At 57.7% G+C, this 25,966-nt stretch carries 20 protein-coding genes; 10 read left to right on the top strand and 10 right to left on the bottom strand.

Translation table 11 applies throughout. The features are described 5' to 3' along the window. Positions 1-135: 135 nt before the first annotated feature. The 6 genes from tssH to ETAA8_RS26605 all read right to left on the bottom strand — a co-directional run bounded on the left by tssH (position 136) and on the right by ETAA8_RS26605 (position 8,456). On the bottom strand, positions 136-2,949 hold the full coding sequence (tssH, locus tag ETAA8_RS26630; RefSeq protein WP_145095860.1) for a type VI secretion system ATPase TssH: 2,814 nt from the start codon (positions 2,947-2,949) through the stop codon (positions 136-138). Between the two features lie 136 nt (positions 2,950-3,085). Next, positions 3,086-4,357: a type VI secretion system baseplate subunit TssG gene (tssG, locus tag ETAA8_RS26625; protein ID WP_145095857.1), complete on the bottom strand. Its 1,272-nt coding sequence runs from the start codon at positions 4,355-4,357 to the stop codon at positions 3,086-3,088. Beyond that, the gene (gene tssF, locus ETAA8_RS26620) at positions 4,321-6,177 is read right to left on the bottom strand and encodes a type VI secretion system baseplate subunit TssF (protein WP_145095854.1); all 1,857 of its coding nucleotides are present in this window, start codon (positions 6,175-6,177) and stop codon (positions 4,321-4,323) included. The genes tssG and tssF overlap by 37 nt, the downstream gene beginning before the upstream one ends. 13 nt (positions 6,178-6,190) lie before the next feature. After that, positions 6,191-6,670 (bottom strand): type VI secretion system baseplate subunit TssE, encoded by a 480-nt coding sequence (tssE, locus tag ETAA8_RS26615; RefSeq protein ID WP_145095851.1) that lies wholly within the window; start codon positions 6,668-6,670, stop codon positions 6,191-6,193. A gap of 266 nt (positions 6,671-6,936) precedes the next feature. Continuing rightward, the gene (locus ETAA8_RS26610; RefSeq protein WP_145095848.1) at positions 6,937-7,497 is read right to left on the bottom strand and encodes a hypothetical protein; all 561 of its coding nucleotides are present in this window, start codon (positions 7,495-7,497) and stop codon (positions 6,937-6,939) included. 68 nt (positions 7,498-7,565) lie between these two features. Next, entirely contained in the window at positions 7,566-8,456 is an 891-nt protein-coding gene (locus ETAA8_RS26605) for a DUF4339 domain-containing protein (RefSeq protein ID WP_145095845.1), read from the bottom strand. Between the two features lie 183 nt (positions 8,457-8,639). Here ETAA8_RS26605 and ETAA8_RS26600 point away from each other — a divergent pair, with 183 nt between their 5' ends. The 3 genes from ETAA8_RS26600 to mtnA all read left to right on the top strand — a co-directional run bounded on the left by ETAA8_RS26600 (position 8,640) and on the right by mtnA (position 11,640). Continuing rightward, the gene (locus ETAA8_RS26600; RefSeq protein WP_238397576.1) at positions 8,640-9,230 is read left to right on the top strand and encodes a ClpP family protease; all 591 of its coding nucleotides are present in this window, start codon (positions 8,640-8,642) and stop codon (positions 9,228-9,230) included. A 149-nt stretch (positions 9,231-9,379) separates the two neighbouring features. After that, entirely contained in the window at positions 9,380-10,477 is a 1,098-nt protein-coding gene (ald, locus tag ETAA8_RS26595; RefSeq protein WP_145095842.1) for an alanine dehydrogenase, read from the top strand. Between the two features lie 101 nt (positions 10,478-10,578). Continuing rightward, on the top strand, positions 10,579-11,640 hold the full coding sequence (mtnA, locus tag ETAA8_RS26590) for an S-methyl-5-thioribose-1-phosphate isomerase (protein WP_145095838.1): 1,062 nt from the start codon (positions 10,579-10,581) through the stop codon (positions 11,638-11,640). 108 nt (positions 11,641-11,748) lie between these two features. Here mtnA and lhgO read toward each other — a convergent pair whose 3' ends face one another. Both lhgO and ETAA8_RS26580 read right to left on the bottom strand, forming a co-directional pair. After that, a complete protein-coding gene (gene lhgO / locus ETAA8_RS26585; RefSeq protein ID WP_145095835.1) occupies positions 11,749-12,945 on the bottom strand; it encodes an L-2-hydroxyglutarate oxidase in 1,197 nt (398 codons plus the stop codon). A gap of 56 nt (positions 12,946-13,001) precedes the next feature. Further along, positions 13,002-13,319 (bottom strand): MTH1187 family thiamine-binding protein, encoded by a 318-nt coding sequence (locus tag ETAA8_RS26580; protein ID WP_145095832.1) that lies wholly within the window; start codon positions 13,317-13,319, stop codon positions 13,002-13,004. Between the two features lie 379 nt (positions 13,320-13,698). Between ETAA8_RS26580 and ETAA8_RS26575 the strand changes: the two genes are divergently transcribed. After that, on the top strand, positions 13,699-14,772 hold the full coding sequence (locus ETAA8_RS26575) for a DUF1207 domain-containing protein (protein ID WP_238397575.1): 1,074 nt from the start codon (positions 13,699-13,701) through the stop codon (positions 14,770-14,772). Positions 14,773-14,835: 63 nt separating this feature from the next. Here ETAA8_RS26575 and ETAA8_RS26570 read toward each other — a convergent pair whose 3' ends face one another. Further along, positions 14,836-16,041 (bottom strand): 2,3-bisphosphoglycerate-independent phosphoglycerate mutase, encoded by a 1,206-nt coding sequence (locus ETAA8_RS26570; RefSeq protein WP_145095829.1) that lies wholly within the window; start codon positions 16,039-16,041, stop codon positions 14,836-14,838. Between the two features lie 173 nt (positions 16,042-16,214). Here ETAA8_RS26570 and ETAA8_RS26565 point away from each other — a divergent pair, with 173 nt between their 5' ends. The 4 genes from ETAA8_RS26565 to ETAA8_RS26550 all read left to right on the top strand — a co-directional run bounded on the left by ETAA8_RS26565 (position 16,215) and on the right by ETAA8_RS26550 (position 19,714). Beyond that, positions 16,215-17,639 (top strand): glucose-6-phosphate isomerase, encoded by a 1,425-nt coding sequence (locus ETAA8_RS26565; protein ID WP_238397574.1) that lies wholly within the window; start codon positions 16,215-16,217, stop codon positions 17,637-17,639. An 82-nt stretch (positions 17,640-17,721) separates the two neighbouring features. Then, on the top strand, positions 17,722-18,408 hold the full coding sequence (locus ETAA8_RS26560) for a metal-dependent hydrolase (RefSeq protein ID WP_145095826.1): 687 nt from the start codon (positions 17,722-17,724) through the stop codon (positions 18,406-18,408). Next, complete coding sequence (locus ETAA8_RS26555) at positions 18,405-19,283, top strand: hypothetical protein (RefSeq protein ID WP_145095822.1); 879 nt, start codon at positions 18,405-18,407, stop codon at positions 19,281-19,283. Before ETAA8_RS26560 ends, ETAA8_RS26555 begins: the two co-directional genes overlap by 4 nt. A 23-nt stretch (positions 19,284-19,306) precedes the next feature. Then, positions 19,307-19,714: a hypothetical protein gene (locus ETAA8_RS26550; RefSeq protein WP_145095819.1), complete on the top strand. Its 408-nt coding sequence runs from the start codon at positions 19,307-19,309 to the stop codon at positions 19,712-19,714. A gap of 44 nt (positions 19,715-19,758) precedes the next feature. Here ETAA8_RS26550 and ETAA8_RS26545 read toward each other — a convergent pair whose 3' ends face one another. Further along, positions 19,759-20,604 (bottom strand): tetratricopeptide repeat protein, encoded by an 846-nt coding sequence (locus ETAA8_RS26545; RefSeq protein WP_145095816.1) that lies wholly within the window; start codon positions 20,602-20,604, stop codon positions 19,759-19,761. Positions 20,605-20,782: 178 nt separating this feature from the next. On the opposite strand from ETAA8_RS26545, the gene ETAA8_RS26540 reads away from it, so the two are divergent. Continuing rightward, positions 20,783-21,871: an alpha/beta hydrolase family protein gene (locus ETAA8_RS26540; protein WP_145095813.1), complete on the top strand. Its 1,089-nt coding sequence runs from the start codon at positions 20,783-20,785 to the stop codon at positions 21,869-21,871. A 254-nt stretch (positions 21,872-22,125) separates the two neighbouring features. Further along, positions 22,126-25,965 carry a hypothetical protein gene (locus ETAA8_RS26535; RefSeq protein WP_145095810.1) on the top strand — a complete coding sequence of 1,280 codons (3,840 nt, stop codon included), beginning with the start codon at positions 22,126-22,128 and terminating at the stop codon, positions 25,963-25,965. Position 25,966: the final 1 nt, after the last annotated feature.

The raw sequence follows: 25,966 nt of genomic DNA, 5'->3' as shown, positions 1-25,966 counted from the left end.
TGCCCGATTTTTGGGTAAAAACCGCGAAATCGTGGTTTTTAAGCGGGTTTTCGGGTGCTCGTCCGCAAGTTCGTGGCATAGGCATCCAGCCTGCGATGGCCGGGAATGACAGGCTGGATGTCCTTCTTGCGCGGATTATTCAAGTTCGTAGGCAAACTGAGATTTGTCGTCGATCTTGATGTGGACTCGCTTGATCGATGTTCCCTCGGCCATCCGCGCCAGGACTTCGCGAGAAATCTCGGGCAGCATTGAACCGGTGAGAATATGGTCGACGTTGCGGGCTCCGCTTTCGACCTCTCGGCAGCGTTCGCGTACCGCTTCGACGACTGAGTCATCGTAGGTGAACTTGGCTTTATGGTTCTCTGCCAGTCGTTTGCCAATGTGTCCGAGTTTCAACTTGATGATGTCACGCATCACGTCGTCCGCCAGTGGATAGTAGGGACAGACGACCATACGGCCGAGAAACGCCGGCTTGAAGACCTTCAGCAATTCAGGACGAAGTGCTTCGGCAAGTGCTGTCGGATCGGGGCGTGTTTCTGGATCGGCACACATCTTGGCAATCGCATCGGTGCCGACGTTGGAAGTCAGCAGGATGACGGTGTTCTTAAAATCGATCTCGCGACCTTCGGCATCTTCGAGCATCCCTTTATCGAAGACCTGGTAGAACAATTCCATCACGTCATTGTGAGCTTTTTCGACTTCGTCGAGTAGCACCACGCTGTAAGGCTTGCGGCGAACAGCTTCGGTCAGCACGCCACCTTCGCCATAGCCGACATAACCGGGAGGGGAACCCTTGAGGCTCGAAACGGTATGAGCCTCCTGATACTCCGACATGTTGATGATGACCATGTTTTTGTCACCACCGTACAGAATATCGGCAAGCGCCATCGCGGTTTCGGTTTTGCCGACGCCGCTGGGGCCCACCATCATGAACACGCCAATCGGGCGGTTTGGGTCGACAAGTCCCGCGCGGGCGGTGCGAATGCGTTGACCTAGCGCATCAAGCGCGTGCGACTGGCCAATCACGCGCTCTTCAAGCTTTTCTTTCAGTTTGAGGACCGTTTTGATTTCGTCGGTGAACATCTTGCCAATCGGAATGCCGGTCCAGCCCGACACCACTTCGGCAATTGTTTGCGAATCGACACAAACCTGCATCAGCGGATTCTCGCCTTGCAGGGCCTTCAATTCGGCATTCTTGGTATCGAGATCTTTTCGTAGCTGCGCGAGCTCTTCTGCAGTGGGTGGCGTAGCCGCAGCGGTTTCGGCAACGACGGCTGCTTGCGGACCCACGGCACCGCCGACGGTCACCTTTGCAGCCGGGCCAGTCGTGGCGGAAGCAACGGCCGGTGCAGTAGCTGCAGCAGGCGCTTGACCATTTCCCTTGGCATCTTTGCTCTTGCTCGGCTTTGGGGGCAACACCGCAGCTGCGATTTTGGAGCGAATCTCTCGAATCGCTTTCACTAGCTCCAGTTCTTTCTGCCAACGCTCGTCGAGTAATTTCAGTTTGGCTTCGGTCTGCGTCAACTCTTCTTTGAGCTGCTGCAGGTGCTCGTCGTGCCCGCCGCCGATGGCATGTTCGCGCGAGATGCCTTCAATTTGCCGAACAAGTTGCTCGGTGCGACGGCGTGTGTCTTCGACCTGCCCAGGCGTGGCGTTGTGACTGATCGCCACGCGCGCGGCTGCTGTATCGAGCAAGCTGACCGATTTATCGGGCAGCTGACGACCGGTGATATAGCGGCTCGATAGTTTGACGGCATCGCGAATCGCTTCGTCGAGCACTTGCAGACCGTGATGGTCCTCAAGGGTCGGCGTGAAGCCGCGCATCATGTTAATGGCCTGCTCTTCACCGGGCTCTTCCACCTTTACCACTTGGAACCGCCGCGCGAGGGCCGCATCTTTTTCGAAGTACTTTTTGTATTCCGACCAGGTCGTCGCCGCGATGGTGCGCAGTTCACCGCGGGCCAGTGCCGGCTTGAGCATGTTCGCCGCGTCACCTTGCCCCGCAGCACCACCGGCACCAATTAGAGTATGAGCTTCGTCGATGAACAGAATGATGGGCTGCGGCGAAGCCTTGACTTCTGCAATCACCTGCTTCAAGCGATTTTCGAATTCGCCCTTCACTCCCGCGCCCGCTTGTAACAGGCCGAGGTCGAGCGAGCGGAGCGAGACGTTCTGCAGAATTGGCGGCACATCGCCAGATGCAATGCGAATGGCAAAGCCTTCAACAACGGCCGTTTTGCCAACCCCCGCTTCGCCCGTGAGAATCGGGTTGTTCTGGCGACGACGCATCAGGATATCGACGAGTTGTCGAATCTCGAAATCGCGGCCAAGTACCGGGTCGACCTTGCCCTCGCGAGCCCGCGCGGTGAGGTCGATGGTGAATTGATCGAGGGCTGGTGTCTTGCCACCCGAGGCAAGTTGCGGACCACCATCGCCACCGCTGGTGGCGGCATCTTTGGCGCTGGCTACGTCTTCGATCGAGCCCGAAACGACGTCGCGCATGTCTTTTTGCAACTGTGCGACGTCGATCGTACCCAGCTTGGGCAAGCTGCTCAAAATGAGTGTGGCTAGGTCCGGCGTGGCGAGTACGGCTTGCAACAAGTGCCCCGAGCGAATTTTATTAGCACCAAACTCGACCGACGCAATCAGCCAGGCTTCGCGCAGGAGGTCGACGATCTTGATCGAGAAGCCAGCCACCGCGCGCGGATTGCCCGTCTTGAATTTCTCGATGGCTTTGGCCAGTTCGCCGACGAGTCGCGACTGGTCAATCTCGAAGTGCCGGAGCAGGCGGCTGATGTCGGTGTTCGGAGCTTCCAGCAGTTGAAAGAACCAATGCTCGAGTTCGACTTCGAAGTTGCTTTTGGAAGCAGCGACCGCAGCTCCACTGAGCAACGCGCGGTGACAATATTCATTGAGCTTGCCGAGCAGCGATTTCAAGTTGTGCGCCACGATTTTCGTCCCCAAAGGGACGCCCCGCATTCGGTGAAAGTAGATAGAAGAGCAACACTCAAAGCTAAAAGATCATTAGCGGCAACGAAGACGAAATGTTACAGCCGGTTCCTGACAATCGTTCTGCAATGTGACTTTACGAACCGAACGAGACCTTGTTTTCGACCTGGAACACCGCATCGTCGACGGGCTTGCGAAACGGCTCGTTGCGAATCCACGTGTTCCAGCCCAGCCGGGCACCGGGTGTTTCGTTGCCGCCCAGCCGGCACCAGGGAACCTCGTGCCCCAGCAGTGTCGGCTGCACATCGAAGTCGAAACCGCCTCGAACGTAAATTCGCGTGAGTTGTGCCAGTTTGCGAAATGCGTTGCCCACCGGCAAGTAGTCTAAGAACCGCTGATAAGTGAGGGGTCCCAAGGTGACACGAAACTTCCCCTGGACCTCCCAGATTCTCGACCCAATGACTGTATTCTGTCCCAAACGGGGCGCTGCATGGGCAACCGGAGCCTTTGGCACGGTGGTCGGCTTGCTTGCGCCCGGGGCGATAATTTCTTCGCGAATGGGCAAACCAGTTCGATATTCGGCCGGCAGTTGCAGCCACTGGCCGACAAACTGCTGAATCTTGACCGGCGTTGCAAAATATCCGCTGAGGATTTGTTCGAGCCCCAACCCGCTGCGATGCGATTGCGACAGCAAGCCCGCATAATGCCGAAAGGTCTCGTCGGCGATATCGACGCGGTTCGCTAATGCACCGCGCACAATGTCTTTGTACCGCTGAAGCGAATTGCCGAGACCGACAAGATCGAGCAGATTTTGAGAGACGTGATCGATGCGTGGGCGATCTTCCAGTACGAAGCCGCGAAATTTCTGCGAACCCTGCGTCTTACGAATCCGGCCAATCTGCACGGCCTGCTCGTAGGAAAACCAGAAGCGATATTTATGCCCGGCTTCGGCAAACAGCATGATCAGCCGATGATTGAACAGGTCGAGAAAGTCGCGCAGCACGTGATCGCGCTTGCGTATCCGCTCCATGACAATCTCGGTGTAGTGCCGCGGCAGGGCCCCCATCGGCCCAGTCAGCCCGAAGAACGTGACCAGCATCTCGATCGGGCGCTTCGAATTTGGAAGCACCCTTAGGTCGTGAATTTCGCTGGGCGGAAACGCCAGCGACTGATGGGCGCGAAAGCGAATGGGCAGAAGCTCGGCCTGGCCATCGAGGTCGAAGTCGGGACGCATCAGCCGAATGCGCGTAAGCAGGTGCATCGCCGCGAAGAATTCAAAGCGATACGGTTCTTCGCGCAGCAGGTGATCGAGCCCCGGGAGGCCGGTGTGGACGGCGGCCCGGCTGGTCGGCGTGACGCCGAGCCATTGGCTCAAGCCAGCGTCAGATTGCCGGTCCTCGGTGCCCATTTTCGCTCCCAGAATTCGCGCTGTTTCGATTTCGCAATCATCCGCGTGAACGAATTGATCGTGGAGTATTGCCCCAGGAAATGTTCGAGGACGCAGGCTAACAGATAAAAGCCCGTGCCCGGATATTTTTCGTCGTCGAACGTAACGGTCACATCGAGACCGCGGCAAAAGCCGCGCGTTTTGGCATCTTGAATCGGCGCGACGCTCCGCTCGCTGCTAATTGAAGTGATGCCCTCGATCAACTGGGCCGTTGTTTGCGACGAAGTGTAGTCGTATAGCCGCAGCAGTTCGCGCAGTGCCGCGGCGCCATCGGGGCCACCGGTGATTGACAAGTGATTGAGCGATAAATGCGAAATGAGTCGCCAGCGATTGGCGGCCTCTTTCAAGCGTAACGGGCGAGTCGGTTCGACTGGCGTCGTGATCTTTCGCACCGGCGATTGCCCCGTGAGTTGAAAACCCCACTCGGCATTGCCGGTCTTTTGAGCGTCGGCGGGAATGTCGCGATTGGTGCAGGTGGTAGTAATGAGCAGCACTTCGGCCGCAGGTAGCGTGGGATTGAAATTCAAATCGACGAGCGAGAGGAAAATATCGGTTCCTTGATCGTCCGCCTTGATCGACGGTACGCGATGATGGGCCCAATATGCGCGCTCGCCAGCTGATTCGGTATCGTGCTGAAAGGAAAAGAAAGGCCGATAAGTGATCGATTCTTTCGTTTCCGGATGAATGCTCTCGACTTCATCGATGGAGTAGACCTCCATCGCGCTCATGCGTCGCACATCCGGATAGAGCGGATACTGCATCTTCGTGCGCGTCAGGCGAATGGGCTCTGCCGATTGTTTGAACAGATTGACAATAGGCGTGCAGCCGAGACGGAAGGTGTCGGCCTTGATTCGTGTCTCTAACTGGGGCGCGGTCTTGTTCAGGAAGATGACCAACTCGAATTGATCGGTCACCGGCAAGTTCTTTAGCGCTGCGAGGCCTGTGGCATCGAAGAACAGGAACTTGTGCGGGAACGTGAAGAATTCTGTTAACAGCCGATAGCCAGGCAACGAGCGCGGCCCATACGGCAGCATTCCTTCGTCGGGGTCAAAGCCAACCGGATGTAAACCACTGGCCGGCAGAAAGGCATAGCTTTCTTTCGGCATCACATCGGGCACGCGAATCACTACGCTGACCGCGTGATTAAAAATCAGTTCGTACAACTGATTGGTCGTCGGCATATCGCCGCTGAGAAAAAACCTCAGCTGCGAAAGGTCCAACTTTTTGAGCGGATGAGCGCTCCACGATTTCAGTTCGATCCGAATGGCCGACTCGGCATCGCGCAGGCGGCGCGGGTCGACAATATCGCTAATCTCGCGGCCGAAGGGCGCGCTTTCATAGCGGGCCTTGGTCACTTCGATGGGCCACAGTTCCGTGTCGGCCGTCGTGCGAAAGCGACAGGGGAGCCCATTGATCTCGCGCGAATAGACTTCGGTATGCCGCTTAATCACCTGTCCCGTAGTGAGATTCCCTTGCGCGCGGTCGAGATGCAGCTGGGCAATGGCCATTGATGGAATCGGGGCCAGGTAATGCGGATAGAGAATGTTCAGCAGCGCATCGGTCAGTTCGGGAAACTCGTCTTTGAGCTTGACCTGCACGCGGGCGGTGAGAAAGGCGAATGCTTCGATGAGCCGTTCGACGTGCGGGTCTTGCGAAAAGCCTGTGTCCTCGCTGAGCATGAGCCGGCCGGCAATGCCGGGACGTTCGCGCGCAAATTCGGTCGCAAACTGGCGAATGAATACCAGTTCGTTTTCGTACTCGCGCTCCAACCGGGTTGCCATGCGGGCGAGATCCTTATTTCACCTTCCACTGACTCGTGCCACTTTCGATTACCGTGTCGAACTGCACCGGCACCGGATTCGGTTCCACCTTCAGTAGCGCATCGACGGTCAAACGCAAGCTGCGATCGGCATTCGACGTTTCATGCGCCTGCACGCGAATATTGGCTAAACGTGGTTCGAATTGTCGAATCGCCTCTTCGACCGAACTTCGAATCGCGTCGCGCTGGTCGAGGTTATCTGGATTCACGTTCGAAATATCGGGCAGCCCGAACGAGACGACCGATTGCCGCAGGTGCGACTCGTCGTCGGTCGGTTCGGTCAGAGTTTGCCGCGTATTCAAGAGAGACTGCACATCGCGCAGCACATTGGCCTGCATCTCGCTCAACGACAATCCCTGCGGATTGTGCGACGTGGCTTCTTCGTTGGGCTGAATCTCGATCAGCCGATCGAGCAACGAAGCCAGCAGTCGATGGTGAGACGGAACGCGGGACATGAATCGTTGCTGCCCTCAGTTGTGCGTGGTCAGAACTTCAGCGGACTAGCGTCGGAATTGTAACATGCGGCCGCATCGGATTTCTTTCGGCCCGCCACATAGCCCCACTGGAAACTTTGCCAATCGAATCGCTCAAACCACGCGTGCCGACTGTGCCGACAACAGAAGGCCGTTATCACCGGCAAGTTGCTGCCGATACGAAATCAGCCCAGAGCATCGCTGCCCAGGGCTGAGAGGTTTTTCAAATTGTTCTTAATTCGTGAAGCTTACTTGACCTGCATGCTGTCGACGAGATCGCGGAACGCCTTTTCGTTTTCCGTGACGGTCGCCTTCGGCCCATAGAACTTCAAAAAGTAGTTGCCCGATTCCTTGGTCTGCACAATGGCGGCCAGCATGCGATAATTCTCACGCAGTACTGGTTTGCCACCGGCAAAAGGAGCCGGATTGTCTTTGTAAGTACCCGAGAGGTCGACCCACTGCACATCCTGGCCGCTGACCTTCAACTTTTCGATCTTGGCTTTGTCCTTGGTGTCGCCGCCGCCCGGTTGATCGAACTGGCCAATCCAGCGATCAATGTTGGCTTCGACGGTGCCACCCGCGCCCATCACCGTCATGCGGCCGGCCAACTCGTCACCCTTGGCCGCCGGCACTTCGTACTCGACTTCAATGATTCGCACCTTGGGGGTCTTCTTGTTCCAAGAAGCAGGAGCTTTGAATTCCAACTTGCCTTCGCCCACCGTGAACTTGGTGGCCTCTTGTGCCATGGCAGATGAGCAAAAGGCGAGGCAAGAAAACATGGCTGCCGACGTCCACAAACCGCTGCGCATAGGTAGGTCCTTCGAAGGAAATTGCTAGGTGGGTGAGAGCTGAAATCGAATAAACGGTCGCCGTTATTCTACGTGCTCGCCGTGCCGCCGGAAAGAACGAATGCCAAAACACCGACCAGGATTACGCAGATAATGGCCAAGAGAACCAGTATCGTGGCACCGAGTGCGCCACTTGACTTCTTACGCCCCACGATTGCGGCTGAAGGGGAAGCGGCCTTCGTGGCGACAGTCGGTGCCCCAAACATGGCCACCGCAGCTTTGCCCAGAGAAGGGAAAACCTCGGTCGCCGCTAACCAATCGGTCCACCCTTCACGCCAGACGAGCGAATCGGCCGTCACTCGCCCCTCGGTCAGCCATTTGCGCATCACCTCGCCCCGCGCGGGCCCAAACTGACCGCCCGAAGGGGGCCGAACGAACCAGGTCGCCAGCGGATTCTCGGCGATTGCATCGCGCCCGCCCATTCCACTTGCAGTCATCGGCGGCGGGGGAGGCATCGCCAGGGGGGCGGCCGACATGGCCGCCGGATGTATAGGTGCTGCAGGCATTGCAAAAGGTGGCGCGGTTGCTGTCACCGGCTGAGCTCCGGCCTTCATACTTGGCAGAGGCACACCACTGGGAATTGCTCCTGCCGGGGCAGCGATTGCGGCGGCAGTGGTCGCATAAGGTGCTACTGAAACCGCCGCGACTGGGGCAGGCATTTTGGCTGGCATCGGCTGCACGGGGGCTTGGATGGCGGCTGCCACAGCCACTGGGGCAGCACTCACTGCGGCCGGTTGATGCGCGCCTTGCGCGGGCGCGGCATGTTCATCGGCATCTTCCAGGTCGCTATCGAGCCCTGGTTCCGAGCGCTCGGGAATGCGAAACTTCGCACTGCAATCGGGGCAGACCCCCTTCTTGCCAGCCAAGAACGATTTTACGTTCAGCTTGTGGCCGTTCGGACAATGAAAACGAATGCCCATAATCGCTGCCTGTCGTCTCTATTCCGTGCCTGCAAAGGCAGGCCACAAAATTCAGCCCGCTGTAATGACCCGTTGTCCCGTTGCCGCCTGTCGACTCGCAATTGCTATTATAGATGCTTGCCCCCCAGAAATGAAAACAGTCTTGCACTCAACCGCTACTTAATTGAGGACGGCCCAACCGGCATGCCCCCTACAGACGAACCAATGGAACACGACGAAGGCCCGCTCGAACTCGCCATCTGCGGCGACCTGACCGAGCGGGAGGGGGACCTCAGCGACAAACTCCTTAGCGTCCCGCCGGGGAGCGAGTGCGTGCTGTACTTCAATTCTCCCGGCGGCAGTGCCTATGTCGCCCTGGCCCTGTCTGGGCTGATTGCTCTTCGCGGGCTAAAGGCCACGGGTGTTGTCACTGGCGAATGCTCCTCAGCAGCGCTCTGGCTGTTCGCAGCCTGTACCCGCCGCCTCGTCACACCCCATAGCGTCCTGCTGTTTCACCCCATGAAATGGCAGAGCGAAGAGCATGTTCTGATTTCGGAAGCAGCGGAATGGGCACGCCATTTTGAACATCTGGAACGAGATATGGACGAACTCCTGGCCCGGCAATTCAATGTGCCCCTCGAAAAGCTTCGCCCTTGGCTGCATCCTGGTCGCTACGTAACCGGCCGCGAACTGGTGGCTGCGGGGTTGGCCGAGTTAATTGAACTCTCTCCGCTCAGCGACTTGCTGCCGCCCGCAGAGAAACCCCAGAAGCAAAAACCCGGTTTTCGTTCGTAGCGTGGGCTTTGTGCATCGGGGTCGGGAGTCTTTGGCGAAAACCGACTTAATCACGTGGTTACTCGTTGCTCGCCAAAGACTCCCGACCCCTGACCTTCCGCCTGAACGAATTGTAATTTGCCACGAAACCTCTCCCAGGAACCAAACTAATGATCGTTGGCGTACCGCGCGAGATTAAACGGGACGAGTATCGGGTGGCGATGCTACCGGTCGGCGTGGATGAACTCGTTCGCGCGGGGCACCAGGTGTTGTTCGAAGCGGGCGCTGGCCTGGGCAGTGGCATTACCGATGCCGAGTACCAAGAGCAAGGCGCTCGAATTGTGCCGACAGCTGCCGATGTTTTTGGCCAGGCCGAACTGATCGTGAAGGTGAAAGAACCACTGCCACAGGAATGGCCTCTCATTCGTCCCGGGCAGGCACTATTTACCTATTTTCACTTCGCCGCCAGCCGCGAATTGACCGACGCCATGCTCGCCAGCGGCGCGACCTGTCTCGCTTATGAAACGCTCCGCGATCCTCAAGGCCGCTTGCCGCTTCTTACGCCGATGAGCGAAGTGGCCGGGCGGATGAGCATTCAGGAAGGGGCCAAGTACCTGGAGAAGCCGCAAATGGGCCGCGGCATTTTGCTCGCAGGTGTTCCTGGCGTGGCACCTGCTCATATCACGATTCTCGGCGGCGGAATTGTCGGCGCGAACGCGGCGAAGATCGCTGCCGGCTTTCAAGCAGATATTGCCATCCTCGACGTGAACATGGATCGCCTCCGCTATCTCGACGACATCATGCCGCCGAACGTCAACGTCCTCTATAGCGACCGCCACACCATTCGCGCTCAGTTGAAATTAGCCGACCTCGTCATCGGCGCAGTCCTCATTCCCGGCGCTCGCGCCCCCAAACTCGTCACGCGGCAAGACCTGAAGGTAATGAAGCCCGGCAGCGTGATCATCGACGTTGCCATCGACCAAGGGGGCTGCATCGAAACCAGCCGCCCCACGACCCACAGCGACCCAACTTACATGGACGAAGACGTGCTCCACTATTGCGTTACCAACATGCCCGGCGCGGTTGGCCGCACCAGCACGTTCGCCTTGTGCAATGTCACACTGCCGTGGGTCATGCAACTGGCCGAGCGCGGCATCGACGACGCCTGCCAAGAACTTCCCCCACTCGCCACCGCCGTCAATATCCGGCGTGGGCAGGTCACTTACCGCGCGGTGGCCGAGACATTCGGCTTGCCGTTCGCAAATTGATCATTCTGTCGCGTGGGCTTTAGCCGACGTCAGACGTCCTCTTTGAATTTTCACTTGCGTTTATTTCGATTCCTAAGTGGGCTAAAGCCCACGCGACAACAATGACCAAAATCCCTGTAGAAACCATGCGTTGGCTCGGCGACCATGTCACCGGTAGCCTTTCGCTGATCGACCAAACCCGCCTCCCTCTCGAGCTAGTCGAGCTAAATTGCACCGATGTTGGAATGGTTTGGGAAGCCATCAAGCAACTGCGTGTCCGCGGCGCTCCTGCCATTGGCATTGCTGCCGCTTATGGCGTGGTGCTTGGTATGCAACAAGTGACCGGATCGACTCCAGAGGCGTTCGATGCTCACCTGACGAAGACGATCGAGTATCTCGCCGGCAGCCGGCCAACCGCGGTGAATCTCTTCTGGGCGCTCGATCGCATGCGTCGATTAGCCAATAAATTGCGGGCAGAACACTTGCCGCAGCAAATTCCAGCGCTGCTCCTGAAAGAAGCCAAAGCCATTCACGACGAAGACCGCCAGCTGTGCCGGGCGATTGGCCGCTTTGGTGCGGAGCTCATTGCGAGCGGCAGTGGAGTTCTCACGCACTGCAATGCGGGGGGCTTGGCGACGGCGGAATACGGTACCGCGCTCTCGGTTTTCTTTACTTGCCAGGATCAAGGGAAGTCACTGAAGGTCTTTGTCGACGAAACGCGCCCGCTGCTGCAGGGCGCGCGATTAACCGCCTGGGAACTTGCTCAGCGCGGTATCGACGCCACCCTCATTTGCGACAACATGGCCGGGCAAGTGATGCGCGAAGGCAAGATCCAGGCAGTGGTCGTTGGTGCCGACCGGATCACGGCGAACGGTGATACCGCGAACAAGATCGGCACTTATAGCGTGGCCGTCCTCGCCCATGCGCACGGGATTCCGTTCTATGTTGCGGCACCGACCACCACGTTTGATCTCACGCTCCCCACGGGTGACCTCATTCCCATCGAACAGCGGGCAGCGACCGAAATCACACACGGCTTCGGCCGCCAGACTGCTCCCGACGGCATTAGCGTCTATAACCCTGCGTTCGACGTCACTCCAGCGCGTCTCATCCGCGGCATCATCACTGAACGTGGCGTCATCGACCCGGTGAATGAAGAAAATATTCGTAAGGTGCTAATGTAGTCATCACGCTCCGCGTGATGATCGATAACCTTGCTTGGCGAGGAACGACTTCAACCGTACCAAACGGCGATTTGACATCACGCGGAGCGTGATGACTACAGATGATGACTACAGCCGCTCGGCCAGTTTATCGACAATTAACTTGCCGACGTTCAGCGATGATGTCGCGGCTGGCGAGGGAGCGTTGAGCACGTTGACGTAACGGCCACTGGCTTCGATGAGGAAGTCGTCGATCATCATTCCATCGGGGGCGATAGCCTGGGCGCGAACGCCGGTGCGCGCGGCGACGAGGTCTTCGCTTTTGATCTCCGGAATCAAATGCTGCAACGCGCGGACGAAAGCTGCTTTGCTCCAGGATCGCCACATTTCTCCCGCGCCAGTTCGCCAGTATTTGGCGGCTAATTTGAGGAAGCCGCCGTAGGTGAGCGTTTCAAGCAGGTCCGCCATGTTGATATCGAGCTTGCGATATCCTTCACGGGCGAAAGCGAGGACCGCGTTAGGGCCGCACTCCACGCCCCCTTCGATCATCCGCGTGAAGTGGACACCGAGGAACGGGAAGTTGGGATCAGGCACCGGATAGATAAGGTTCCGGCAGAGATGTTGCACGTTGGGTTTAAGGTCGTAGTACTCACCACGGAATGGGACGATGCGATTGGCGGTTGGATGGCCTGTTAGCTTCGCCAGGCGATCGCTGTGCAGTCCGCCGCAGGTAACCACGTGACGCGCCATGATTTCACCAGCATCGGAAACAATCACGACCCCTTCACTCTCGCCGTGCATCTTGGTCACGCGCCAGCCGGTTAGAACCTGGCCATTACGCGCTGGGAGCAATTCCGCCAGTTTGCGAGTGACTGCTGCGTAATTCACGATGCCCGCTTCAGGAACATGAATCGCCTTGATTCCCGCGGTGTGCGGTTCGAGTTCCAGCAGTCGCTCGCGGCTGATCACTTCGCAGCGGACGCCATTTTGTTGCCCGCGCTCGAAGATCGTATCGAGCCGCGGCAGTTCCTGTTCGTTGACGGCGACAATCACCTTGCCGCAAATGTCGTACGGAACTCCGTGCTCCTGACAAAATTGCTCCATCGCAGCTTTGCCAGTGCGGCAATTGAGTGCCCGCAGCGAGCCCGGCTTGTAGTAAATGCCCGAATGCAAAACGCCGGAGTTATGCCCGGTCTGATGCCCGCCGACGTTCGCTTCCTTCTCTAAAACCGTAACTCGGAGTTGAGGATAGCGATGGAGCAATTGCCAGGCGGTGGCCAGCCCGACAATTCCTCCTCCAACAATGGCGACGTCGGTGGTGAGCATGGGGAAAATGTAGAAGTAAGAAGGCAGAAGTGAAGACGAGGAGCAATCAATTACTTTCAATCGGCAATGGTCTTCAGTTTGTGTCCGAGCTTTTCTTCAACGCTGGTTACTTTCGAATTCAGCCTGCCAACAGCGCCGGCGCGGTGGTCGAGTTTCATGGTGCAGCTGACTCGTTCGCAGTCGGCAGTCATGGCGGCCAGGCATTGCTTGAAGACGTCGAGGACCTGGTCGACTTCACCTTCGATGATCGTACCCATCGCATGTAGGCGATAGTCGAGACCGCTGGCGGCGATGATCTCCAAGCTACGAGCAACATAGCTGCCCACGCTCGGTCCTTTTTCCAAGGGTGCAATGCTGAACTCGAGTAAGACCATCGCTGATTGTCCTCTCCGTGCAGGCGGGGGCTTGATGAATAACTTGTTAGAAATTGATTTTCAACCGCTAGCAGCACTACCACCCGTTAGCTGTCACCAGCTTAACCACTGTCGCTGAAACACTTTTAGCTCCCAGCCGTGCCCGACCAGCGGTCGTAAGTGATTACCCGCAAGTAGATTACTTTGGCGTGGATCGCCCTGGAGCGAAATGGGGTAGCCCGGTAAACTCTGCCGCCCGCGGACCTTCTATGGACTCGGTAGTCCGTTCCGCAGGTTTGGCTCATAACGCAGAAATCGATTGTAGTTGGTCGAAATGAAAACGGGCAGACGTTCGCATCCACGCGATCGCTCCTGCCCGTCTCATCAGGATAGCCCGCCCGTGTTGCTCCCCTTGTCAAAATCCCGCCCAAACAGCGATCGACTTCAGCTCGCCCCGTGCGGGTTGGTGCTGTCGCTGCTGCTGCTGGCAACCGTTCCTGCGGTCGGACAGGATGGTAGCATCGTCAACCAATCGCTGCTGTTTTCGAATGCCTCGCTGTTGCAGCCGCCGATGGGGACGAATCAGTTTGGCCCCGATGAACTGCCGCTGACGACGGTCACCGAACAACCACCTGTTACCGAGTCGCCAACGCAGCAGTATTTCGATATGGATCAATACCTTGATTCACATCCTCACATTTCTGCGCCGTGCGAGCCCTGGTCTTGGCACTTGCTTCCCGACGGCCTCATTTATAAGTCGTACTTAGCTGGCGCGAAGGAATCGCGTCTCTCGGCCCACATCATTCACGAGACCGACCACTATGCCTTGTGGGATGCGACACTGGGTGGTCGCGTGGGCATTTGGCGATACGGCAATTCCTCGCGCATCAACCCAGAAGGTTTTCAGGTCGATGTCGAAGGCTCGGCCCAAGTGCGACTGGACATTCAGAACAACGTCGACGTGCAAGCGGTCGACTTTCGCGGTGGTATGCCGTTGACCTATGGCATTGGCCAGCACCGCTTCAAGTTCGCCTACTATCACCTCAGCTCGCACCTGGGCGATGAGTTTCTCATCGAAAATCCGACTTACCCCCGGCTTAATTTTGCCCGCGATGTATTCGTACTGGGGCACTCGTTTTATTGGACCGAGAAGCTACGGCTTTACAGCGAAGTTGGTTGGGCGTTCTATACGGACGTCAGCGAACCGTGGGAATTTCAATTCGGAATCGATTGGGCCCCGACGCGCCCCACGGGTTGGGCTGGTGAACCCTTCTTCGCGATCAATGGCCACTTGCGCGAAGAATTGAACTTCGGTGGCAACCTGACCGTGCAAACCGGCTGGGCTTGGGTCGGCGATGAGAACAGCCATCTGCTCCGCGCAGGGTTGCACTACTTCAACGGTGGCAGCAGCCAGTTCTCGTTCTACCAAGAGCACGAGCAGCAACTCGGCTTCGGGCTCTGGTACGACTATTAAGCAAAAGTAGCGTGGGCTTTAGCCCACGTCGAACCTTGGTCTCAGGATTACGTGGGCTACGGGTTACGCGCCGTACTTCTGCAGCCGACCGGCATTCGCTAGTGCCAGCGTCATTAAGAATTTTGCTTCGAATTGGCCCAGACCACCGCGAATAGCTGTGTTCTCACCATAGGTCGTGTGCCCGTCGGGCCGGCAGCAATCACTCACCAGCAGCGTCGGCACCGGATGCCAGCTGTGTGCCTTCAGATAGCTGGGAGTGCTGTGATCGCCAGTGACGATCAGCACCGTGGGATTGAGCGCTTGGATGCGTGGCAGCACGGCGTCGAACTCTTCGATCTTCTTTACCTTCTCATTGAAGTTGCCGTCTTCGCCAGTGCTATCTGTGTATTTGTAGTGCAGGAAGAAGAAATCGAAATCTTTCCAGTACTGCGTCATCACATCGACTTGCTCGTTCAACGTCTGAGCCTTGCCGAGAATCTTCATGCCCACCAGCTGAGCCAGACCCTTGTACATGGGATAAACGGCAATCGCGCCGGCACGCAGGCCGTACACTTCTTCGTAGCTCGGCAAAGCTGGCCGGCCGCTAAACCCACGCAGGGTAAGACCGTTGGCCTTGGGGTGGCCAGCGAGAATCTTGGTCGCTTGTTTGATGAACTCATTGGCGATGGCCGCCGCTTTCTCGCTGGGGGCATCAAGACCGAGCGCTTGAAGCGGAGCCTTACCAACGGCCTGAGGATCGGTGTCTTTCACATTGCCGGCCAAACCTGGTGCGCGAAAGACCACGACAAAGCGGTGTTCTTTCACCGGTTCCACAAACACTTCGACACCCGGAATCTTCACTTCCCGAAGTTTGATCGCCAACGGAGCGCTCTCATCCGATGCAATGCGTCCCGCGCGGCGATCGCTGATCAGACCATTGGCGTCAAGCGTGCAGTAGTTGCCACGCGCGGCAACATCACCAGGCTGCATGGCAAAGCCGATACCCGTTGCTTCGAGGGCGCCGCGACCGATGACATATTGAATCGGATCGTAACCAAACAACCCGAGATGGCCTGGGCCACTGCCGGGGGCGATGCCGGGACAAACCGGCAAACTGGCACCTTGGACACCGATTTTTGCAAGTGCGTCCAGGTTGGGCTTTTTCGCTGTTTCGAGTTCCGTCTTGCCACCGGGCTGCATTGGCAAACCACCCAAGCCATCGGCAACGAGCATCACAATTTTCGAATCGTTCTTGACCTGCAACTCTCGGGTCAAAGCATGAATATCCATGGCGGCCTCGGCAGTTAATGTTACCAACTCGAACGTAGTCATCACGCGGCGGGTGAGGAGTACTTTGTGGTAACAAAAAATGGCCCGTTCACAAGGTGGCGTCGAGCCAGTATCTTCAACCGCACGCTCTCCATTCGCTTTCCGCCACTCGATTTGCGCAAGGTAGTCTCGCCATGGCTGCGGCAATTGTTACCATGAAACTCGACCTGAACGGGGCCATGCATTCTGAATTTGGCGTCACCGAAACGGAACTGGCTGCCCTGCAGCCTGCCGTTGTTCAGGCTCAAAAAGAAGTATTGGAGGCCGATGCCAAGGCCTATTCGAGTGGTAAGGTTCCCGCTGAAAAAGACCCGCTCGATCACGGTTTTCTCGATCTGCCCGATCGCCTTTTGGCCGAGTATCAAGAGAAGCGGGCTGAAAGCGAACTGGGCCGGATCATGACCGCCGCCGCCAAGCTGCGGGAAAAGGTCGACCGCGTCGTTGTGCTGGGAATTGGCGGCTCCTACATGGGTGCCAAGGCGTTGATGGATGCCTGTTGCCAGCCTTATTACAACGAATTGACCCGCGCGGAACGGGGCGGCTATCCCCGCATTTATTTCGAAGGCAACAACATCGACAACGATGCCTCGCAAGGCCTGTTGCACTTGCTTGGTACACAGCAAGGAACAACACCGGAAACGCGCTGGGGCATCGTCGTCATCAGCAAGAGTGGCGAAACACTGGAAACAGCCGTCGCCTTTCGCCAATTTACTGCTGCACTCGTAAAGTCGTGCGGTGGCGACTTGGCTAAGGCTGCAGAGTTAATCATTCCTGTCACAGGAGTCACCGGCCGCCTGGCCGATTTGTCGCTGGCGCTCGGCTGCAAGCCGGAGGTGACGTTCCCTGTACCCGACGGAGTCGGCGGACGATTCTCCATTCTTTCGGCCGTTGGTCTTGTTCCTGCAGCATTGATGGGGCTCGATATCCTTCGCCTGCTGCAGGGTGCATCGTTGATGACGAAGCACTTTCGCGAAGCCAAACCGGACGAGAACCTCGTGCTGCAGTTTGTTTCGGTCTGCCATCTCATGGAAACGCGACGGATGGCGAACCTGCGCATCCTTTGCATGTGGTCGAAGGCTCTTGAATGCGCTGGACTGTGGTACGACCAGTTGCTGGCCGAAAGCTTGGGCAAGCGATTGCTCGGCGCCACGCCGCTGACCACCGTGAACACGCGCGACTTACACAGCCGCGCACAGCAGCATCAACAGGGCCGTCGCGATAAGTTGTTCGTCAACGTGATTGTCGATAAATGGCGTTTCGACGCCCTGCCCGTCGGCAAGAGCGATTTCGATCAAGACAAGCTCAACGACATTGCGGGCAAGACGATGCCCGAACTGATGACCGCGGCCATTCAAGGGACGAACGAAGCCTACAAGAGTGACGGCCGACCCACGATCGATTTGCACTTGCCCACAACCGATGTGACGGTGATGGGGCAATACTTTCAATGGCTGATGATCGCCAACGTGGTCGAAGGTCGCCTGCTCGGCATAAATCCCTACGGCCAACCCGGCGTGCAAATGTACAAGGGTGCCATGAAGCGAATCCTCGGGCGATAATTCGCCTTCTCGTAGCGTGGGCTTTAGCCCACGAGTAACCCGAAACACCTGTGGGCAAAAGCTCACGCTACCGAGAACAATCATGGCCACGATCACCTGGCTCGGACACGCGTGCTGGTTAATTCAGTCCGGCGACCACTCGATCGTGCTCGATCCTTACTTGGACACCAATCCCGCGGCCTCGTGCAAAGCCAAGGATGTGCGAGCTGACTTCGTACTGGTCTCGCACGGCCACTTCGATCATTGCCTCGACGCAGCGGCTATTGCCAATCAGTGCAATGCCACTCTCATCGCCAATTTCGAAATCGCGACTTGGTTCGAAGCCAAGCAGGGCGTGAAAAATACCGTGGGGATGAACCTAGGCGGTTCGTACCAGGCGACGTTCGGCAGCGTGAAGATGGTTCCAGCCTGGCATTCGTCGATGCTGCCGGACGGTTCGTACGGCGGAGCACCAGCAGGCTTTATATTGCAACTGAACGAAGGACAGCGCCTCTATTTTGCCTGCGATACGGCACTATTCAGCGATATGCGCCTGTTTGCCGAACCAACGCTCGATCTGGCCGTACTACCCATTGGCGATTTGTATACGATGGGAATTGACGATTCGCTTGCCGCCATCAAGCTCCTCAATCCGCGGATCGTCGCTCCATCGCACTTTGGCACCTGGCCGCCGATCGAGCAGGACGGTGCAGGCTGGGCAGCTCGCGTCAGCAAAGAAACCAAGTCACAGCCCCGGGTTCTGCGTGCCGGAGAGAGTTTTTCCGTATGAAACCTTTTTCTTCCTTGGCCTTATGTTCAGCGCTGGTCATCAGCCTGCTATCCCTGGCTGGAATAGCTGAGGAACCACTGCGTTGGAAATTGGAAAAAGGTCAGCGGTTTCAACTGCAAACGCAGCAGCAGACCGAGTCTCAAGTCAGTTATGCCACCAAGAAGCTCCCTTCGAGTGTGAACTTGCTGCTTCATGTCAGTTGGGAGGTTCAGGAAGCGGCCGCGGAAAAGTTTGTCGTCGCCCAAACGATCGATTCCGTGCGAATTGAAATGAAAGGCCAGGGAGATAATGCCACGGTTTACGACTCGCGCGAACGAAAGGCGGTCGTGGGCGCTGCCAAAGATCTTGCTGCTGCTGTTGCCCCACTGCTGGGAGCAAAGTTCACATTCACTATGACTCCGCTGGGTGAAGTCGCTGCGGCGGATCAGGTTTCTGTCGAAGGGGGCGCGGGAATTCCCGGCCTCAATCAAGAGTCAATTAACCAACTATTGAAGCAATCGCTGCTGCCACTCCCGAAGTCGTTTGAAGGGAGCACTCCCGCTTGGACCGACGAGCGTCAAGCCACTGCAGCCCTCGGTGTGGTAAAGCAGAAACGAACGTTCACCCTGGCGGGAATGGAAGATCGCGCCGGACAGCCAGCCGCGAAAATCACTGTCACCGGCGAACTAGAGCTGACACCAGTTGCCGACCGCAAGGGCTCGCCCAAACTGAAGGACCAAAGTTTTAGCGGCACGATTTGGTTCTCGCGCGAAGCTGGCCGGCTGTTGACCTCAGAAACGAAACAGCGGCTTGTGACCGAAAGCGCTTATCGCGATTCGACGATCAACGTCGATCTGACGACGACGATTACGTCGACACTTACGCCGCGCGAGTAGACCATTGTTTAGGCGAACCGAGGATGCGGCAGTTTTCTCTGCAAACGCTGCTCATACTCATCGCGTTGGTCGGATTGTTTTTTGCCTTGCGACAGTCATTGGTGATTGAATCGCCAAACCCAATTGGTCGTGCACATCTATTGCCTCCGCTACTCACAGCCATAGCGGTTGCGATTGGCTTAAAGCGATCTTCTGCAGCGAGTTTCGTGTCGTTTGCGGTACTGGGTGCATGTGTGTCGACAGTAGTAGCTGCTGCGCTCGCAATTGAAATTGCGGAAGAACTGCGTCGAATGAAGTATTGGAATTGGGCGAGCGACTTTTCAATCTTCTGCCGCATCGTCGCCATACACGCGATAGTTGGGGGCGTGATCGGCCTCGTCTTCGTCGGCCTATTCAAAATGTTTGGCACATGGCGAAGCCAAGTCCGCTGAATCAGGTCACATCGGGCCGATGTGACCTACCAGAATGCAACCCGTTATCGTCGCACGCTGAACGCCATCAGGACGGTGGCGGCTACTTGGGAACCGATCAGGGCGTAGACGAAGAGCGCGATCAGGCCCAGGCGTTCTTGCGCGAGCCAAGCTGGCAACTCCACAAAGATGCCGGCCAGCAGTGGCAGGGCAATCGCGGCCAACGCGATCGTCAGGGTGGCCATTACCCAGCGCGTCCAACCGGGTGCGCAACGAAAGATGGCGGAAGAGGGGAGCGAAATCAGACTGAGCAGCAGCCAAACAACAAGGCTCATGCCATCCTGCGAGTACACGGCCCAAACCAGCAAGGGCAGGGGTAGGAGCAAATTGACCAGCAGCAAACTTGTTCCGCGCTGCTGATCTTCGTCCAGCAATTGCCGGCCCAAGGGATCCCAGCGCAACAGCAGGTTGAAGAGCGGTGAGGCAATTCCCACCAGCGCGCTGAGGCCGAAGACGAGCATCAACAGCGGCCACAAAAGCGACGTTCCATCGTTCGTTTGTTCGGCAAGCGAACTGATGAGCCGGCTGCCGCAATAGACGGCAAGCATCACTGCAACTTGAGTGGAAGCTGGCAACGAAGCCAGCCAAGAGCAACCTTGCAGCAGCCAGCGATAGAGTGGATGCCGCGCTTTGAGTGCTTCGACAATTCCGGCGCGAGCGACGGGTAAATCGGGTTGCAAGCGGAGGGCTTCGCGAAAGCAGGGAATTGCGGCCTCGGGATCGCCCCGTTCAATGGCTGCCCAACCCCGATTGGCCTGACCCTTGGCACTCCGTGACCGGAGCGATGTTTGCTCGCTGGACGCCTCTTCCGCCGCTTTTTGCAAGCCAATCAGCGGATCAGGAGAAGGCATGAGCAAGTGGTCTTTCTGGGCATCAGATTGGCAAACAAGAAAAACAAACTTCTCATCGCAGTTTGGACTGCAGTAGAGGAGGTGTCAAGCAAGCAAAAGAGGCCGCAAAGCCCGCACCTTCTGCCTGGATAAAACTTGTTCGTTGCCGGGCGGGTAAGATATTCACGAGGGAACTGCGATGAACGAAAAAAACGAAATAGTTGCTGCAGCGAACCTGCCGCCGAGGCGTTGGCTGGGTGGCTTCAATCTCACTCGCCGCGTAGTGCTCGGCTTTGCAGCAGCGGGCCTAACAAGTCAATCCTGGCTCGCCTATGCCGGCGCAGCGGAAGCGTACCTGCCGCAGGCAGGAGAGAATCACGTCGGCTATCGCAAACTGATAGTCAAGTACCGCGGTACCGACATGACCGACCGCGAACGAGTAGTTCTGCTGTGGTATCCGACGACCGCACCAGCACGGTTGCACAGCTATCGCGGCCAGGTTGGATTCGTCGCGCCCGATGCCGAAATTTCTCCAGCCAAGCATGCTCTCATTCTCTTTTCTCATGGCTTTCTCGGATCAGCGGATCAATCGATCTTTCTGCTAGAAGGATTGGCGCGCAAGGGTTACATGGTGGCAGCCATTGCCCATGCCGATGGCTTGCTCAACAAGCGTGAGAAGCCGCTCACGGTGCCAAACTTTGCGGACGCTCGCAGTTGGAACGAAGACAAGTTTCGTGACCGGCGTGAAGATGTAGTCGCGCTGCTCGATCACTTGCTGGCCGCCAACAACCAGGCGGACGATGACTTGCATCAGCGCATTGATTCCGCAGCCATCGGCATTTCGGGGCACTCACTCGGTGGCTATACATCGTTGGGATTGATTGGCGCTTGGGAGAAATCGCGTGACCCACGAATCAAGGCAGCCGTCGCCCTTTCCGCCTATACACTTCCGTATCACTCGCAAGGGAATATCGGCGAGGTGAAGACCCCCGTCATGCTGCAAGGCGGCACTCTCGACTGGGGCATCACGCCGCTTCTTCCCGGTGTTTACAAGAAGCTCGCGGGGCCGAAGTACTATCTGGTGCTGAAGAACGAAACGCACCTGGGTTGGACGAACTTCATCAGCTTGGGCAAAACCACTACGGAGTGCGTTGCCGGCGGCAATGCCGAACTCATGCTGGGATATACGGCGGCCTTTTTCGACCGCCACCTGCGGGGGGCGGACGAGTGTCCACTCCTCGATCGAAAGCACGACCGTCTGAGTAGTTACGAATTCGCGGTGCACTAAATTTTCGCCTAACGCCTGGCGTTCTGCGCCAAACTGCGCGAGCTGTGACGATTGGCGGGATAAATCGGCCCGAATGGAGCTTCACCGCCCATTTCAAAGAACTGCCAAGTCTGCTGGCTCGTCTATACTTACGGAATCAAGGCTGTGCTGCGCGCCGGGTTTGGACTTAAGCCCTGAACTTGTGCAATGTGGTCCGCAACTGGTTAGACTGAGGTTGGGGCAGAACTCTTTTCGGATGGAAGTAGGCACGAGCGATGGCCACTGGACTTGCGAACTCGACAAGCCTGCCGAAATCAGCTGGTGTGCGCGACGAACATGCCGCCGAGCGCGTGATTCATCAACAACTGGGCCGCGCCGGCTCGTACGTGAAGTGGATCGAAGCGGGCAGCCAACTCCTTACGCTCGTCATCGGCACCCTCATCTTCTTTTTGCTGGCAGCCTTGATCGATCACTGGATCATGCCGCTGGGCTGGTTCGGTCGTTGGCTGTCACTCATTGCCTATGTCGTGGCTAGCGGTTGGTTTGTCGCCACTCGTATGCTCCCGCTGCTGTTGCGAGTGGTGAATCCCGCCTACTCTGCGCGGGCTATTGAAGAAGCGACTCCCACGCTCAAGAATAGCCTGGTGAATTTTCTGTTCTTGAAGCAAGATCATGCCGGCGTCAAACAATCGGTCCTCGACGCGCTCGAACAGCGGGCCGCCACCGATATCTCGGCCATCGAAGTCGATACGGCCATTGACCGTACGCCCCTTATTCGCCTGGGCTACGTCCTTTGCGGCGTTATGGCGATTGCAGCGCTCTATAAGATTGCGTCGCCCAAAGATCCCTTCCAAACCGCTGCGCGTGTCGTGGCACCGTGGGCCGACCTTGCCCGCCCTTCGCGTGTCATCATTCACGAAGTTCAGCCCGGGCATACTTCGGTTTATTTGGGTTCGCAGGTTGAAGTGACTGCCGAGGTGCAAGGTGTGAGTGGCAGCGACGATGTTCGCCTGATCTACACGTCTGCCGATGGCCAGGTTCGGAACCGCGAAGTGCCGATGAAGTCGGTCGCTGGTGGACGCAAGTTCTCGGCCACTCTGCCTGCGCCTGAACCAGGGCAGCAAGGGGAATCGCTCAAGACCAAGGCGGGTTTGCAGCAAGGCGTTCAATATCACATCGAAGCGGGGGACGCAGTCTCGTCGATCTACGAAATTCGCGTGCGCATGGCTCCCACCATTGCCGTTGAGCGAGCGGAACTTACCTTCCCTGCTTACACGCGCAGGCCATTGCAAACGCAAGAGACCGGCGAGATCAGTTCACTCGAGGGAACACGGGTCACCATTCAGGCACGGGCCAACCAGCCGATCAAGCGTGCCTTTTTGGAATTCGATCCGCGCACTGGCGGCGCTGCCGAAAGCATTCCTCTGAGTGTCGAAGGTCAACTAGCGCGCGGGACATTCACGTTGCAATTGAAGCCCGACCGGGTTACTCCCTGGCGCGATACGTATCAGGTGCGTTTTGCAAACGAACAGGGAGAACTCAGCGAACAGCCCGTTATTCACAAATTGCAAGTGCAGGCCGACCTGCCGCCCGAGGCGCAAATCCTTTCGCCGCGCACGCAGCGAGTCGACGTCGCCGAAGATGGCCAACTGGCAATTGAAGTGCGTGGCGTCGATCCCGATTTTGCCCTGTCCAAGCTGTTAGTTGCCGGCAAGACAAAAGACCAGCCGCTGTTTGAACAATCTCTGCTGCTGGCCGGCGATCAACCGTCGCAGGCCAGCGGCAAGTTCGTATTTCGCCCGAGCGACCAAAAGCTCAAGGCGGGAACGGTGGTCACCTATCAGGCAGTTGCCGTCGACAATCGTCATCATCCACTCACTGGTCAGCCACAACCGGGGCGGGCAGAAACTGCCGATTACACGATTCACATCGTGCCGGCTCGCAAGCCCAACGGCAACAACGGTGGCCAAGGGGGCGAGCAGCCTCCAGCGAACAACCCCGCTGCCAACAATGATCAGCAGCCCATGAATCACGGGAACCAACCGCAGCCACCGATGCCGGGCGATCAAAAGCCGGACGGTGCAAATCAGCCACCGAACCCGGCCGACTCGAAACCAATGGAACCAAAGAGCGGCGACGAGAACAAAAAGCCCAACAAGCCCGAAGATCAGCAGCCGATGCAAGGTGGCCAACAAGGTGGCGAATCGTCTGGCCAGGGTCAGCAGGGGCAGGCGGGGCAAGGTCAAGGCAATACTCCACAGTCCGGGCAAGGACAAAATGGTCAGGGCCAGCAAGGCCAAGCGGGCAAAGAACCACCGATGCCCGGCGAACAACAACCGCCGAACAACTCAGGCCAAAGTGGCACTGGTCAGAATGATCCAAACTCGGGCGAATCGGGCGAGGGAGATAGCGGCTCGGGCAATTCGCAGGCGGCAAAACCCAACGGCCAGCAGCCACAAAACGGACAAGGCGGAGCGCCAGGTAATCCAACTGGCCAAGGCCAGAACCCGCTGAACGATTCAGGCAACGAATCGGGCGATCAAGGAAACCCTGGTGAAGCAACCGGCCAACCCGGTGGCGCAAACGCTCGTCCCGGCGCCGGAGGTGGCAAGCCCGAACATGATGGCCAGAGGTTCGAAGAAGTCCTCAAGCACACGCGTGACAAGGCAAAGCAAGCGGGCAATAACCAGCAAGGTGGTCAGAATGCTGGCCAGCCCGATGCGGGGCAAGAGCCGGGCAATCAACAGCCTGGGCAGAACAAACCCAACGAAACAGAAAAAGGAACCGGCAAACCTCAGCCCGGCGATCAGCAAGCGGGCAAGCCAGAGCAAGGTGGCGAGGTAACGGCCGAAGAGCTTGAAAAGTTGCTCGAGCAGTTCGGCAAGCAAGGTGGTGATCAGCAGCCGGGCGAACAGGGAGCCAACGGTCAGCAGACACCAGCGCCCAATCAGCAACCCAACGGTCAGGGGCAACCGATGCCCGGGCAAAATCCACAAGCTGGTCAGCAGCCAATGAATCAGCAATCGGGTGCCAAGCCCGGTTCACCGCAGGGTGGCGAGAACCAAAAAACCAACGACGGAAAAAGTGGTTCCCCTCAAGGTGCTCCGCCCCTGGGCGAGGGACAACAGCCCACGCCCAAAACTGGCGAGCAAAAGAAGCCTGGTGCGGGTCAGAACGGAGATTCTGGCGCTGGTGAGCAATCGAAGGATCTGACCGGTTCGGGCCAGGGTCAAGAACAGAATCGTGACACGAAAAAAGAAATGGGCTCAGACGGCAAGCAGTCCGAAGGGAGCGAAACCAGCGGCCCGAGTACCAGCAAGAAGCAGTCCGATTCCAAGGGTGGCACTTCGGGCGACCAGAGTGGAGGGGGCAAACAAGGTGCTGGCCAATCCGGCGGTCAACAAGGAAACGACTCGGCTGGTGGCAGCAGCGCTGGCGATGAAGGTGCGGGCGCAGCCAAAGAACAAGGCAAGGGCGAGACCGGCTCGAAAGCAGGCCAAGGCCAACAGGCTGCCGGCAAGACCGGTGAAAGCGGCAAGCAGCCCGGACAAGGAAGCTCGACTCGAACTAGCGAAAAAGGAAACGAGCCCGGCAAGGGCGACAAGCAAGGTAAGCCAAGCGATAAGGGGGGCAAGGAGCCAGGCGGCGCGAATGCCGGTGGCAGCGAGGTTGGCAAGGGAAATCCCACTGGTGGTGGCACCGCAGCTGACCGCGCTGGGCAAGGCATTACGAATCGAAGTGCCGATGCTGCCGACGAAGCCAATGAAAACTACACTCGCAAAGCGACAGACCTGGTGCTGCAGCAGTTGCGCAATCAAGAGCACAATCCTGACCCAGAGTTGGCTAAGAAGCTGCAATTGACGCCGCAAGAATTGCAGGAATTCGCCCGTCGTTGGAACCAGTTGAAGAAGGACGCGGAAGCTGATCCCAACAAGGCTCGCGAGCTCGATGAGGCCTTCCGCAGCCTCGGTTTGCGCGATCCCAAGACGAAACGTCGCGCTGGCGGCATCGTTAACGACAAGCAACGCGACCTGCGCGATACCGGTGGTCGCACCCAAGCGCCTAGTAAGTACCGCCAGCAATTCGATCAATTCCGGAAGACCAGCGGACAGTAAG

The organism is Anatilimnocola aggregata, assembly GCF_007747655.1.
Classification (GTDB): domain Bacteria; phylum Planctomycetota; class Planctomycetia; order Pirellulales; family Pirellulaceae; genus Anatilimnocola; species Anatilimnocola aggregata.
This window is presented reverse-complemented; position numbering and strand designations above follow the sequence as displayed.